15 protein-coding genes are annotated in these 12,599 nt (G+C 52.4%); 2 read left to right on the top strand and 13 right to left on the bottom strand.

Features of this window, described 5'->3' with window-relative positions; genetic code table 11:
• From ID864_RS22790 to ID864_RS22770, 5 genes are all read right to left on the bottom strand, one after another.
• A complete protein-coding gene (locus tag ID864_RS22790; RefSeq protein WP_099753753.1) occupies nt 1-1,026 on the bottom strand; it encodes a hypothetical protein in 1,026 nt (341 codons plus the stop codon).
• Nucleotides 1,027-1,901: 875 nt separating this feature from the next.
• The gene (locus ID864_RS22785) at nt 1,902-2,336 is read right to left on the bottom strand and encodes a hypothetical protein (protein WP_099753755.1); all 435 of its coding nucleotides are present in this window, start codon (nt 2,334-2,336) and stop codon (nt 1,902-1,904) included.
• A gap of 68 nt (nt 2,337-2,404) precedes the next feature.
• A complete protein-coding gene (locus ID864_RS22780) occupies nt 2,405-2,836 on the bottom strand; it encodes a hypothetical protein (protein ID WP_224750607.1) in 432 nt (143 codons plus the stop codon).
• Nucleotides 2,830-3,453, bottom strand: a complete 624-nt coding sequence (locus ID864_RS22775; RefSeq protein WP_191150416.1) for a peptidoglycan recognition protein family protein — start codon at nt 3,451-3,453, stop codon at nt 2,830-2,832. Before ID864_RS22775 ends, ID864_RS22780 begins: the two co-directional genes overlap by 7 nt.
• 26 nt (nt 3,454-3,479) lie before the next feature.
• Nucleotides 3,480-3,962, bottom strand: coding sequence for an Hcp family type VI secretion system effector (locus ID864_RS22770; protein ID WP_191150415.1), 483 nt, complete (start codon nt 3,960-3,962; stop codon nt 3,480-3,482).
• 550 nt (nt 3,963-4,512) lie between these two features.
• On the opposite strand from ID864_RS22770, the gene ID864_RS22765 reads away from it, so the two are divergent.
• Together ID864_RS22765 and ID864_RS22760 are read left to right on the top strand one after the other, a co-directional pair.
• The gene (locus tag ID864_RS22765; RefSeq protein WP_099753758.1) at nt 4,513-4,803 is read left to right on the top strand and encodes a type II toxin-antitoxin system TacA family antitoxin; all 291 of its coding nucleotides are present in this window, start codon (nt 4,513-4,515) and stop codon (nt 4,801-4,803) included.
• Nucleotides 4,791-5,312: a GNAT family N-acetyltransferase gene (locus ID864_RS22760; protein WP_191150414.1), complete on the top strand. Its 522-nt coding sequence runs from the start codon at nt 4,791-4,793 to the stop codon at nt 5,310-5,312. The genes ID864_RS22765 and ID864_RS22760 overlap by 13 nt, the downstream gene beginning before the upstream one ends.
• A gap of 41 nt (nt 5,313-5,353) precedes the next feature.
• Here ID864_RS22760 and ID864_RS22755 read toward each other — a convergent pair whose 3' ends face one another.
• From ID864_RS22755 to fliE, 8 genes are read right to left on the bottom strand one after another with little or no spacing between them, the layout of a single operon-like run.
• The gene (locus tag ID864_RS22755; protein ID WP_191150413.1) at nt 5,354-5,770 is read right to left on the bottom strand and encodes a flagellar protein FlhE; all 417 of its coding nucleotides are present in this window, start codon (nt 5,768-5,770) and stop codon (nt 5,354-5,356) included.
• Complete coding sequence (gene flhA / locus ID864_RS22750; RefSeq protein WP_099753761.1) at nt 5,770-7,872, bottom strand: flagellar biosynthesis protein FlhA; 2,103 nt, start codon at nt 7,870-7,872, stop codon at nt 5,770-5,772. Before flhA ends, ID864_RS22755 begins: the two co-directional genes overlap by 1 nt.
• Nucleotides 7,872-9,017 carry a flagellar biosynthesis protein FlhB gene (gene flhB / locus ID864_RS22745; RefSeq protein WP_099753762.1) on the bottom strand — a complete coding sequence of 382 codons (1,146 nt, stop codon included), beginning with the start codon at nt 9,015-9,017 and terminating at the stop codon, nt 7,872-7,874. Before flhB ends, flhA begins: the two co-directional genes overlap by 1 nt.
• A gap of 18 nt (nt 9,018-9,035) precedes the next feature.
• Nucleotides 9,036-9,674, bottom strand: coding sequence for a protein phosphatase CheZ (gene cheZ / locus ID864_RS22740; protein WP_099753780.1), 639 nt, complete (start codon nt 9,672-9,674; stop codon nt 9,036-9,038).
• A 5-nt stretch (nt 9,675-9,679) separates the two neighbouring features.
• Nucleotides 9,680-10,066 carry a chemotaxis response regulator CheY gene (cheY, locus tag ID864_RS22735; RefSeq protein WP_099753763.1) on the bottom strand — a complete coding sequence of 129 codons (387 nt, stop codon included), beginning with the start codon at nt 10,064-10,066 and terminating at the stop codon, nt 9,680-9,682.
• A gap of 47 nt (nt 10,067-10,113) precedes the next feature.
• On the bottom strand, nt 10,114-11,169 hold the full coding sequence (locus ID864_RS22730) for a protein-glutamate methylesterase/protein-glutamine glutaminase (protein ID WP_099753764.1): 1,056 nt from the start codon (nt 11,167-11,169) through the stop codon (nt 10,114-10,116).
• The gene (locus tag ID864_RS22725) at nt 11,166-12,020 is read right to left on the bottom strand and encodes a CheR family methyltransferase (RefSeq protein WP_099753781.1); all 855 of its coding nucleotides are present in this window, start codon (nt 12,018-12,020) and stop codon (nt 11,166-11,168) included. Before ID864_RS22725 ends, ID864_RS22730 begins: the two co-directional genes overlap by 4 nt.
• A gap of 19 nt (nt 12,021-12,039) precedes the next feature.
• Nucleotides 12,040-12,372: a flagellar hook-basal body complex protein FliE gene (gene fliE / locus ID864_RS22720; RefSeq protein ID WP_191150412.1), complete on the bottom strand. Its 333-nt coding sequence runs from the start codon at nt 12,370-12,372 to the stop codon at nt 12,040-12,042.
• Nucleotides 12,373-12,599 lie beyond the last annotated feature (227 nt).

The raw sequence follows: 12,599 nt of genomic DNA, 5'->3' as shown, positions 1-12,599 counted from the left end.
TCAGAAGCGGAACTCGCCGCCCAGCATCACGCTGTTACGCTTCTCGAACCCGGCTTCAGCGGTAATATTAAAGTTACGGGTTATTTCATATTGCCCACCGACCAGAATATTCCACGGTGATTGCAAGTGTTGCTTCACCCGGAAGCGGCCCTTATCGTCCTGGTTAACAAATTTAACCAGTCCGGCTAACTCAGCAGGCATATGCAGGTTGCTGATATTGCCACGAAAGTCCTGTGAGACATCCTGATACATGGTGCCAACCCACAGGCTGGCATGAGACTGCGGAATATTGAACCTGTCGGAACCGGGTACGGTAAAGCGATAGCCTACGCGCGGCGTGAAGGTGAAGGCATGGGTGTTACCATCCAGAATATCGAAATCGGTGCGGGTATAGTTAAAATCGAGCGTACCAAACCAGTCATGATAGCCATAGGCCAGAGTGGTGCCTGCGCCATAGGTGGTGCCTTTAAATTTAAGCTTAAAATCGAGGTCTTTATACAGAACCTGAGCGCCCGCTGCCACCGTATCAATCCGGGAAACGGAAGAACCTTTGGTATGCCCTACGATGCCGTATATGTTCATAAACGGGAATAGCCAGGTATCCAGGCGCGCGGTGTGCGTCTGAGATTTTTCACGGGTATGTCCGACGTTGATCTTAAAATTATCGCTCGATAGCGGCGATCCGAATAGTGACAGTCCGCTAAAGTTAATGCTGTTTACCTTAATATTTTGGTGCATATCCATATAGTTATAACCTATCCCGTAAGGATCGGGCAGATCATAACCGCGCTGACGAATTTCCTCACCAAAGAATGGCAGTGGACCGGTGGTTTCACCAAACAGATCGGGCGCTCTGGCTGGCTTCGGTTCCTGACTCAGTGCAGAGGGATCAGGCGCGTGACGATAATCAAGTGCGAGCGGGTGTTTCTCAGCATTGGGAATAGCGGCGAACACCATTGATACGGGGGCAGAGCTTAAAAAAAGCCCGATAAGCATATTGGCCTTTTTGCGTGAGTGCTGGTTCATTATTACAATCCATGTATAGCGTTAGGGTAAGTTGTGCGCAGAAGTCTATATGAGTTTTATGCTAATAATTACGCCATAAAATGCGCTTGGGTTGAACTTTTTGGCTATCCCAACTTTAAATGCTAATGCTAGTTACTACGGGTTAATCTTATTCTTAAATATTTAAATTCTACCGTTTCGGTAGCCAGGCGCGGCGAGGAGTATTCATGGTATAACTCACCAGTTTTATTAATTTCAATATAACCTACATCTCTTCCAAAAACTTGGTGAGAAATGATAAGGGTTAATAGTAAAACGACCATTTTTGTGGGGGGGGGTAAGTTACCATTTTGCTGTGCTAGCCTCCTTACCCGTTTATTAAGAAGCAGACTACGCATACAAATGCGGATTCAATATTTAGCATTTGGGTTCATCTTGTTATGATTGTAGAAGAAATTTTCTGATTCTCCGTTGCTAAAAATAATGTATGCCAGACCGCTAGATTGCACAGTCCAGTCGCCGGATGACCCATCTTTGAACGTTATGGAACCTGTGGCAGAGCAAGGAGAGTAATATTCATGAAGAAGTTCGCCACTTTCCTTCTACTGTTTAGATAAACTAAAAAAACGGATTATCTGCTTTTTAGTGGGCCTGAAGGATTTACACTGCTTTTCTTCAGCCTTATCGTTACGCCCGTCATCATGTAACCCTACCCATTTTACTTCGACATGGCTGACTACTCTCGCTTCTGCATGGGCCTGGAGGATGAGCAAAGTTGAAATAACCACTAAGGATGAATTTTTAACGTTTATCATTTGCCTCCGTTGTCCTCCCTGGCGGTTTAATGACTTAGTTATTACGTCATTTTTCGCATAATCAATTGACTTAAATAACGATTAACATATGTCTTTAGGTTCATCGATGCCATTACCATGCTCACAAGGTAAAGGATTAAACCAGTGATTATCTCTGTAGAAAAACAGATGTTGTTTTTTATCGCTAAAAGTCACGTATGCGCCGCCATTTGCTTCTAAAGTCCAGCGTGCGGACGTACCGTCTTTAAACTTTACCAGTCCATAAGCAATGCACGGTGAATAATAGTCATGCAGCAACGGTCCGTTATCATCGGAATCTGTTGCCAGGTTGAAGTAACGAATTAATTGTTTCTTGCTCGGTCTGAATGCTTTGCAAACTTTCTCTTCATATTTATCATTTCTTCCGCTGTAATGTTCACCCACTGCTTGAATATCAATGCTGCTGACTACCCTGGATATGGCTGGAGTTGAGACAAGAAACAGGGTGATGATGATGATATTTTTAATCTTTACCATTTTGCTGAGCTAGCCTCCTTACCAGTTTATTAAGAAACAGACTGCGCATACAGATGCGCAGTCAATATTTAGCATTTTGGTTCATCACCTAAACCGTAAGTGCAAGCAAAAGGATCTTTCCATTTGTTATGATTGTAGAAGAAAGTTGCTGATTCTCCGTTGCTAAAAATAACGTATGCCAGACCGCTAGATTGCACAGTCCAGTCGCCGGATGACCCATCTTTGAATTTTATTGAACCGGACGAAACACAGGGTGAGTAGTAGTCATGTAGCAATTCTCCACTTTCCTTTGATTCTTTAGCTGAGTTAAAAAAATGTATAAGCTGTTTTTTAGTTGGCCTGAAAATTTTACAGGCTTTTTCTTCATTTTTATCATCTCGCCCATCATATTGTAATCCTATTCCTTTAATATTAATTTGACTGACTATCCTTCCTTGTGCTTGGCTTGATAAAAGACAGAGTAATATTAAGCCTGAAAAAAATTTATTCATTTTTACCATGTTGCGGTGCTAGCCTCCGTTTTGTTTTTTCGGGCTATTTCAGAATGGCGGTAGATCTCTTTCATGGATGTCTTCAATGTGTCAGATAGTTCTTTAATCAACCAATCTAACGATCTGTTTTGTTGTTCGTTAACTGGCTCATAAACATCACCAATATTAAGCCCTTTTTCATCTATCATCTTTTGTGCTTTACCTACAATTTCTATCCCTATGCTGTCAATGTTACCAGGGTAACGGTCAGGGAATTTTTTCTTCTTTTCTAATTTACTTATTTCAGGGTAATTTCTCCACGACTTTTCCAAACCAGCAGCTTTATCGAACTCAGCTGGTTTGCACTTTTTGGTTAAATAACAGCGAGATTTCATTGTTCCTACATGCCAAGTGACCCGAAATACCGAGGCTGTCTGATAAATAGTGCCATCGCGGTCAATCAGGAAGTGGGCACCGTTGGCTCCTGCGTTTTGATAACTGTTGAAGGTACTGCTTGCTGTCGGGGCATTGGTCTGATGGACAACGATACCATTCACCTTATCCATTTTCTCCCGTTCAATTTTATTGAATATTTTAACAATAATACGGTCATCATCGATGTATCCATGATCGTCTATATATAACATAACTAATCCTTAGTTTATGTGATGGTTTAGATGTTTTTGTTTGCCTTAATGTCATATCCCATTGCCACTGTTCCAGCGGGGCCACCTTCAGAATTTTGTAAAACATATTCCATTCTTACCCGAGAGAAAGAGAGTGCAACGCTTTCTCGCAGTGTGCGCGTGGATACGGTACCGTGTGGGCGTACGCCGCTAATAATGATCTCCTGTAAGATAATACGCAGATATTCCAGCGGCGAGCCTCCGGCTTTGCGTACCGTCAGCACCGCTTCGGGAATGTGTTTGCCGCTCAGGCAATACTGCAACAGATTAGTGCTGGCTTTGTCGAAGCGATGCACAAAGCACAGATCCTCAACGCTGCTTTTTCCGGCGCCGCCGCCGCTACCCGCGTGCATATTGGCGGGCTGGCTCACCGCCCAGTGCCAGCTGAGCACCTCAATTTCCCCGCGATGTGCAGCATCCGAGGATTCCCCTTCAACTCCGTTGATTTTGATAAAAATATCCTGAGCCATAACGCTTTCTTCCTTGACAGGTTCTGAAAAATGCAGTGGGTTAGTTTCTGCACAGGCAATCGTAGGGGCAAAAAACACCGGGGGAAAGCAGTAAAAATGCTATTTTTACCCTTAACTGATGCAGGGCGGAAAAATTAATTTAGCGTTTCCACTAATAAAAGGGGTAAGGGATTTCGCGTGGAACGATTGAGCTTTCACTTAATATATGTGAAATAGCAGAGCAGAAAAGAAAAGGATTTGCGTTGCGCGCATGATTCCATTGCTTCGACAAGTGCTGTAATGCAGCGATATTTTTTATGCGCCCGCTTCCAGAATTTAAAACGGGTGAGGAAAAGTGTTTGCGGCATCAGGCTGCGCTTGTCAGGATAAACTCACGTCGGCTAAATATCGCGTCATCACAGCGGGAGGGCCACAATCTTTCTGACACCGAAGACGCTTGCTGTGGCAGCAGCGATAACTTACTACCGGAACAAAAAGATCATTGGAACTGCCTGATTATATAATGTACTCTTTCTTGTACGTAAGATAACCGTACAAACTGGAGAAGCCCATGGTGGCCGTAGCAAAAACTGAACGACTGGAGCTGCGTATCAGCCCTGATGTTAAAAGTGAAATAGAAACTGCCGCGCAGCTGAGTCGTGTCAGTGTCTCCCAATTTATAGCGGACTCTGCCATGCAACGTGCGGAAACGGTAATCAACGAGCACAACCGTATTAAACTGACCGAACAGTCATGGAATGCGGTGATGGAAGCGCTGGAAAATCCACCCGCACCGAATGAACGACTGCATCGGGCGGCTGCACTCAGCCATGAGGGATCGACCTGGGAATGGAATCGGTAAAACTTAAAATCATGAAGTACTCGGCTGATATCATTATCAACGTCGAAAACTTCAGCTGTGGCCGCCCGGAGCTGGATGAATTTCTGAAAAAGCACCTGGCTAAGCAACATGCAGGCAACGTACTGAAAGCCTATCTGCTGGTTACTGATGAACCCGTCCCTGAGGTGGTGGGGTTTTATACTCTGTCAGGCGGCAGTTATGCAAAATCTGGCATGACGCGTCAATATCAGAATCAGATCCCATACCATGAAACCTCATGTATCACGCTGGGCCGACTGGCAATTGATCAGCGTCTGGCAGGACGGGGTTATGGCACGCAGTTAGCGATCGACGCACTGCGCGTAGCCTGGTATGCCTCTGACTCTGTCGGGATCTGGTCCGTAATGATAGAGGCAAAAGATGAAGAAGCCGCAGGATTCTGGCGCAAAATGGGCTTTATCCAGCTTAAAACCAGCGACGATAAAATTAAATTTTTCTTCCCGGTCAGGAGCATTGAGCCGCTGCTCTGATTTTATCTCTCCCTGATGCATCCCAACATCATTTGGCAAAATTATCTGTTCCCGGCGGCAACCCGGTAATTCACCGTCAGCTGATTGCGCAGAATGGTCAGCACTGGAAACAGCGGGCCGCGCGACTGGGCGTAGTAGGTAAAATAAAACGGTCCGCTTACCGGGAAGAAAGCCGGCATTGCCAACTCACCGGAAAGTGCAGGCAGCGCCATGCAGCGTTGCGCGCTGCACAGCGTGATTTTCAGATCCGGCGGCGGCGTGTGGCTGGGGGTAATGCGCCATGCCACTCGCACTCCCACCGCGCCGGCGGGGAGGGAACCGGAAGGGGTGATCGGTTCGCTTTTCACCTGCTGTTTACCCATTGAGATCGTCCCGCCGCGGCTCTGACTGCCCCAGGAACCGCCCGCGGCCTCTGCGGCCAGCGGTGCTGCCAGCAGCAGCCAAAGCCAGGCCTTCATCAGCGGCCACCAATCATATAGGTCATGCGCACGTTGCGCTGGCTGCTGATCTCCTGGCTCGACAGCACCACCAGCTGCGGGAAGATACGGCGCAGATAGCGTGAAAGCATCAGGCGCAGCATCGGGTTGACCAGCATCACCGGCGGCGCGCCAATACCCTCCTGGTGCTGCAACGCCAGCTCGGTCTGCTTCATCAGGTTTTCAGCAATGCCGGGTTCAATGGCGCTGCCGCTTTGCGTGGCCTGCATCAGCAGCTGTTCCAGCGACAGGTCGAGGCCAATAACCTGAATATCCTGGTCCGCCGGGAACCATTGGTGAGTGATGGCGCGAGCCAGGCGGGCGCGCACGCGGGCGGTCAGCTCATCGGCATCGCTGTGGCTGGTGGCAAATTCCGCCAGGGTATCAATGATGGTGCGCATATCGCGGATCGAAATACGCTCCGCCAGCAGGTTCTGCAAAACCTTATGCAGCGTGGTCAGCGTGATCACGCCGGGAATAAGATCCTCCACCAGCTTCGGCGACTGTTTGGTCAGCTGATCGAGCAGCTGCTGCGCCTCCTGGCGGCCAAACAGCTCGTCGGTATGGATGCTGATCAGATGATTCAGGTGGGTGGCAATCACCGAGCTCGGGTCAACCACCGTATAGCCAAGGGTCTGTGCCAGCTCGCGCTGGACCTCTTCAATCCACAGCGCAGGCAGACCAAAGGTCGGCTCAACGCAGGCAATGCCGGGAACATCTCCTTCGGCACAGCCCGGATTGATCGCCATAAAGCGCTCCGGCATGGTTTCACCGCGGCCAATCTCCACGCCCTTCAGCAGAATGCTGTACGAGGTCGGCGAGAGGTCGAGGTTGTCGCGGATATGCACCGCCGGCGGCAGAAAGCCCATCTGCTGGGCAAACTTCTTACGGATGCCGCGCACCCGCGTTAACAGCTGACCATTTTGTTGCTGATCCACCATCGGGATCAGGCGGTAGCCCACTTCCAGCCCGAGCACGTCTTCCATCTGTACATCGGACCAGGTGGCTTCATTGACCTGCGCCGCTTCGGCCTCGGCCAGCGCTTTCTCTTCGGCGCTGCCCCCGGCCACGCCGGCGCGGGCGCTCTGCTGGCTCTCACGACCGCGCAGCCACCAGGCAATGCCCAGCAGCGCGGCGGTAAACAGCAGGAACACCAGGTTCGGCATGCCCGGGATCAGCCCCAGCAGGCCGATCACCGCGGCAGAGAGCACGATGACGCGCGGAGAGGTAAACAGCTGGCTGACCATCTGCTCGCCAACGTCCTGCTCGTTGACCACGCGGGTCACCACCACACCGGCGGCAGTTGAGATCACCAGTCCCGGGATCTGCGCCACCAGGCCATCGCCGATGGTCAGCAGGGTATAGGTTTCCGCCGCCATGCCCGCCGACATGTCGTGCTGCATGATGCCGATCATCAGTCCGCCCAGCACGTTGATCACCATGATCATCAGCCCGGCGATCGCATCACCGCGCACAAACTTGCTGGCCCCGTCCATCGACCCGTAGAAATCGGCTTCCTGCGTCACTTCCTGGCGGCGGCGCTTGGCTTCATCTTCGCCAATCAGCCCGGCGTTGAGGTCGGCATCAATCGCCATCTGCTTGCCCGGCATCCCGTCGAGGGTAAAGCGAGCGCCCACTTCGGCGATACGCCCGGCACCCTTGGTGATCACCATAAAGTTAATGATGATCAAAATGATGAACACAATGATGCCGATGGCGAAATTACCGCCCACCAGGAAGTTACCAAAGGCTTCAACTACCGCGCCTGCGGCTCCGGTGCCGGTGTGGCCTTCCATCAGGATTACCCGCGTGGAGGCGACATTCAGCGCCAGGCGCAGCAGCGTGGAGAACAGCAGCACCGTCGGGAATGCCGAGAATTCCAGCGTCTTCTGGGTGAACATCGCCACCAGCAGGATCATGATCGACAGCACGATGTTGAAGGTGAAGAACAGATCCAGCACGAAAGTCGGCAGCGGCAGGATCATCATCGCCAGGATGGTCATGATCAGCACCGGGCCGGCCAGCACCTGCCACTGGGTCTCTTTAAACTTCGGTAATCGTAACTGGGTGGCGAGATTAGCCATCACTCTTTACTCTCTTGGGCAAAATCCAGCGCGTCGGGCACGGGAAGGTTTTCAGGGGTGACAGGGCGCTGTCCAAAGCCTTTACGCCAGCGGCGCAGGCCGTAAACCCACGCCAGGACTTCTGCTACCGCGTTGTATAAATCAGCCGGAATGGGTGCGCCAATTTCGCAGTGGCGATACAGCGCACGCGCCAGCGGGGGCGCTTCCAGCATCGGAACTCTGTGGCTTTCCGCCAGCTCGCGGATGCGCAGGGCAATCAGGCCGCTGCCTTTGGCCACCACTTTTGGTGCGCCGAGGCTGCCGTCCTGATATTTCAGGGCGACAGAGTAGTGCGTCGGGTTATTGACCACCACGTCTGCATCGGGAACGTCGCTCATCATGCGCTGCTGCGACATGGCGCGCTGCATCTGGCGCACGCGGTTTTTAATCAGCGGGTCGCCTTCCTGCTTTTTGAACTCATCTTTGATCTCCTGATGGCTCATGCGCAGCTTCTTCCAGTTGCTGTAGATCTGGTAAATCACGTCAAAGGCCACCATCGGGATCAGCGACAGGATCACTGCCAGCATGCAGCCGATCAGCAGGCTGGCGATATCGCTGAGCGCCATGCCGAGCGGTTCGAAGATCAGCCGGATAAATTTCTCTTTATTAAGCAGCAGGTAAAGCCCGCCGCCGAGCGAGGCCAGCAGCACTTTTAAAATCGCCTTCAGCATCTCGGAGGCCATCTGCGCTGAGAACATGCGCTTGATGCCGCTGAGCGGATTAAGCTTTTTCAGATTCAGCTTGATCGACTTCGCGCTCAGGTTCAGCCCGCCAACAATCGGCTGTGCCGCAATTGCGGTAATAAACAGGCCGCAGACAAACGGCAGCGTGGCGAGAGATGCCTGACCAAGCAGGCTGGCAGCGCGTCGCAGCATATGCGCCGGGTCGGCCGTCAGCAGTCGATCGAAAGTCAGTCCGTTGTGCAGCAGATGCATCAGACTGCGCGCCAGGCTCTCACCGCCACCGACCATCAGCCCCCATCCCACCAGCAGCATCAGCAGCGTGGTCAGCTCTTTTGAACGTGGGATCTGCCCCTCTTCACGCGACTTCGCCAGTTTTGTCGGCGTGGGGTCTTCGGTTTTTTCGTTATCACTTTCTTGTGACATAGCGGCGATTCAGTTAACTCAGAAGCCCAGTGATTCCAGCAGATCGTCCACCTGTTCCTGCGAGGCAACAATGCCTTCGGCGGTGGTGTTAATCTGCGGGCCATTTTTCAGATGGGCGTTTTCATCTGCATTAACCGGCTCAATCTCCTGCATATTTTCCAGCAGGACGCTGATCAGCTCTTTCTCCACCACTTCTATCACATTGACCAGGCTGTGCAGCACCTGGCCGGTCAGATCCTGAAAGTCCTGCGCCATCATGATTTCGGTCAGCTGGTGGTTGGTGCTGCGGGTGACGTCCGGAACCTGACGGAGGTAGGCACGCGTGGCGTTGACCAGCTCGCGCGCTTCTTCCAGCGGCTGCGGCTCGACAAACCAGGCATCCCAGCGGGCGTTCAGCGCCGTTGCCTCGTTACCCAGTGACTCCTGCAGCGGGCGGGCGACTTCCACGCAGGTCAGCGCCCGGTCGGCAGCCTGGGAGGTCTTTTCCGCAACGTAGTCAAGGCGATCGCGGGTATTCGGGAAGGCCTCAGCGACTTCCTGTAAGGCCTGTTCGAGGCCAAGGTTAGCCATGCTGTTGCGCAGCACGCGCGTCAGCTGGCCAATACGTAAAAAGATGTCTTTAAAATTATCGCTGCCGGGTGAATTATTCTCTGTCATTGTCATTAACCGAGTTTTTCGAAAATTTTGCCCAGCTTCTCTTCCAGCGTGGCGGCGGTGAAAGGCTTAACGATATAGCCATTGGCGCCGGCCTGAGCAGCAGCAATAATGTTTTCGCGCTTGGCTTCTGCCGTGACCATCAGTACCGGGAGTTTGGCCATTGCCGCATCCGCGCGAATGGTCTTCAGCAGTTCCAGACCATCGATATGCGGCATGTTCCAGTCGCTGACCACAAAATCAAATTCGGCCGCGCGCAGCTTGTTCAGCGCATCCTGTCCGTCTTCCGCTTCTTCAATGTTCTTGTAACCCAGGTCCTGTAGCAGATTGCGAACGATGCGGCGCATCGTGGCAAAATCATCAACAACCAGAAAACGTAAGCTCTTATCCAACATGGTGTTATCCTGAAAATCCTCCTGCAAACGGTGGAGGTATCCCGCTGTTATTTTGCTGTTTTACTGCGATCCGCCGGCGTGAAGCTGTCGATCAAACGCTGGCTGATATGCTGTAGGTCCGTCACTTCCAGCGCGGCCTGTAGCGCAATGGCTTCGCGCGGCATACCGAATACCACGCAGGTCTGCTCGCTTTGTGCCAGCGTCCAGGCTCCCGCCTGGCGCATCGCCAGCAGCCCGCGCGCGCCGTCGTTGCCCATCCCGGTCAGGATCGCCCCGGCGGCGTGCTGCCCGGCATGTTCGGCCACCGAATACAGCAGCACGTCGACCGAAGGGCGATGGCGGTTAACCGCCGGATTGCTGTTGAGACGGATCTGATAACCCCTGCCCTGACGCGCGATCTCCATATGACGATCGCCAGGAGCAATATAGGCGGTGCCTCTCAGCACCGGTTCGCCTTCCTCGGCCTCTTTCACCGTCATCGCACACAGTGAGTTCATACGCTGGGCAAACGACAGGGTGAAGCCCGCTGGCATATGCTGAGCGATCAGCACGGCGGGGCAGTGGGCTGGCATTGGGGTCAGTACCCGGCGCAGGGCTTCCGTTCCCCCGGTTGAGGAACCGATAGCGATAATTTTTTCCATCCCGAGGTGCGGCGCACTGATGCTGTGGCGTTCGCTCGCGGCGTGCGCCCGCGGGGATAATTCGACCCGCGCCGCCACGCGGATTTTATCGGCTACCAGCAGCGCCCAGTGGTCGATTTCACTGTTCTGTCTGATATCCGGTTTGGCGATAAAATCTACTGCCCCCAGCTCCAGTGAGGTGAGAGTGGCTTCGGACCCTTTGGCGGTCAGTGAGGAGACCATCACCACCGGCATCGGGCGCAGGCGCATCAGGCGTGAAAGAAACTCCAGCCCGTTCATACGCGGCATATCGATATCCAGCGTCAGCACGTCGGGGTTAAATTTCTTGATGAGCTCGCGGGCAGTGATCGGATCGGCCGCCGTCGCCACCATCTCCATATCGTGCTGCTGATTGACGACCGCCGTGATCATGTTGCGCATCAGGGCGGAGTCGTCGACGCACAGCACTCGTATCTTATTCAACGTCCTGTCTCCGTTAGTGCGTACACCGACTGTCCGCGCAGGCGGAACGGGCTTTGCCGGTGGTTAAAATGCTCCGAATGGCCGACAAACAGCAGTCCGTCTGGCTTCAGCAACTGGGCAAAACGCTGGATCAGCCGCTGTTGCGTCGGCGCATCGAAATAGATCATTACGTTGCGACAAAAAATCGCGTCAAACGGGCCGGGCACATTCCAGCTGGCGTCCAGCAGATTCAGGCGCTGATAGTGGATCGCCGCGAGCAGCTCCTGCTTCACGCGCACCTGTTCACTGTTATCCCCGGTGCCGCGCAAAAAGAACTGGCGCTTTTGCGCAGGGCTAAGGCTCTGCACGTCTGCCAGGCGGTAAACCCCGGCGCTGGCGCGCGCCAGCACATCGGTATCAATATCGGTTGCCCAGATGCGCGGCCCGCCGATGGTCGGGCCGAGAACCTCATCCAGCGTCATGGCAATTGAGCACGGCTCTTCACCGGTCGAGGCCGCGGTACACCAGACGCGATAGCCACTGGCATGCTGGCGGGCATGTTCTGCCAGCGCTGGAAAGTGGTACGCCTCGCGGAAAAACGCGGTCAGGTTGGTGGTCAGAGAATTAATAAATACCTGCCATTCCGGGCTGTCCGGGCTGGATTCCAGGATCTGAATATATTCACTGAAGCGCGCTAATTTTAATTCACGCAGGCGGCGTGACAGGCGGTTAAATATCATGTCTCGCTTTTGTTCGGTGAGAACAATACCGGCACGCTGATATATCAGCTGGCTGATACGCTGTAATTCCCGGTCGCTCAGCGCGTCTGAGAGTTGGGGAGTACGAAGCGGTACGCGCAAATTTTCATTCATGATGATGTTCGTCAATGCCTTAAACCGGCATGCTCATAACTTCCTGATAGGCGCTGAGCATTTTATTACGCATCTGCACGCCAAAGCTAAATGCCACCGATGATTTCTGCATTGAGAGCATCACATCATTCAGGCCGACATCGCTTTTTCCGGACATAAAATCCTGGGTGTTTTTCCTGGCTACCTGCTGTGTCTTATTGATTTCATTGATACTGTTAAACAGAGCGTCCGAGAATGTCGCGCCGCCCACGTTATCTGTTAACTTTCCGGCAGAGAGGAAATCAGCGGATCCCGAAATTTTCTGGGCCTGGGCGTGCATTTGCCCAATCACACTGTGAATTGATGCTGACATTATTTTATTCCGGCTAATTAATGAATTCTGGTGCAATAAAAATTGCGCAGCTTTTAGACGGATGCATATTAACACGGGGGAGAAATGGGCGAAAAACCCGATAAGCTGACAGAACTTCGAGCTTATTTATGCTTAAAAAAAACGCCTTTAGGACGATAATACGCCCCTCAAAATTTCTCAAAATATACGTTCATCGGCTGCTGTCTTGCATCACCGGCAGGCTTGTT

Source organism: Erwinia aphidicola (assembly GCF_014773485.1).
Taxonomy (GTDB): domain Bacteria; phylum Pseudomonadota; class Gammaproteobacteria; order Enterobacterales; family Enterobacteriaceae; genus Erwinia; species Erwinia aphidicola.
Note: the sequence above shows the minus strand (reverse complement) of the source record. Positions and strands in the feature narration are given on the sequence as shown.

Bases quoted from the DNA above. Each gene is read 5' to 3' on its own strand.
- ID864_RS22790 (WP_099753753.1), bottom strand. From the start codon at position 1,026: ATGAACCAGCACTCACGCAAAAAGGCCAATATGCTTATCGGGCTTTTT.
- ID864_RS22785 (WP_099753755.1), bottom strand. From the start codon at position 2,336: ATGGTAAAGATTAAAAATATCATCATCATCACCCTGTTTCTTGTCTCA.
- ID864_RS22780 (WP_224750607.1), bottom strand. From the start codon at position 2,836: ATGGTAAAAATGAATAAATTTTTTTCAGGCTTAATATTACTCTGTCTT.
- ID864_RS22775 (WP_191150416.1), bottom strand. From the start codon at position 3,453: ATGTTATATATAGACGATCATGGATACATCGATGATGACCGTATTATT.
- ID864_RS22770 (WP_191150415.1), bottom strand. From the start codon at position 3,962: ATGGCTCAGGATATTTTTATCAAAATCAACGGAGTTGAAGGGGAATCC.
- ID864_RS22765 (WP_099753758.1), top strand. From the start codon at position 4,513: ATGGTGGCCGTAGCAAAAACTGAACGACTGGAGCTGCGTATCAGCCCT.
- ID864_RS22760 (WP_191150414.1), top strand. From the start codon at position 4,791: ATGGAATCGGTAAAACTTAAAATCATGAAGTACTCGGCTGATATCATT.
- ID864_RS22755 (WP_191150413.1), bottom strand. From the start codon at position 5,770: ATGAAGGCCTGGCTTTGGCTGCTGCTGGCAGCACCGCTGGCCGCAGAG.
- flhA (WP_099753761.1), bottom strand. From the start codon at position 7,872: ATGGCTAATCTCGCCACCCAGTTACGATTACCGAAGTTTAAAGAGACC.
- flhB (WP_099753762.1), bottom strand. From the start codon at position 9,017: ATGTCACAAGAAAGTGATAACGAAAAAACCGAAGACCCCACGCCGACA.
- cheZ (WP_099753780.1), bottom strand. From the start codon at position 9,674: ATGACAGAGAATAATTCACCCGGCAGCGATAATTTTAAAGACATCTTT.
- cheY (WP_099753763.1), bottom strand. From the start codon at position 10,066: ATGTTGGATAAGAGCTTACGTTTTCTGGTTGTTGATGATTTTGCCACG.
- ID864_RS22725 (WP_099753781.1), bottom strand. From the start codon at position 12,020: ATGAATGAAAATTTGCGCGTACCGCTTCGTACTCCCCAACTCTCAGAC.
- fliE (WP_191150412.1), bottom strand. From the start codon at position 12,372: ATGTCAGCATCAATTCACAGTGTGATTGGGCAAATGCACGCCCAGGCC.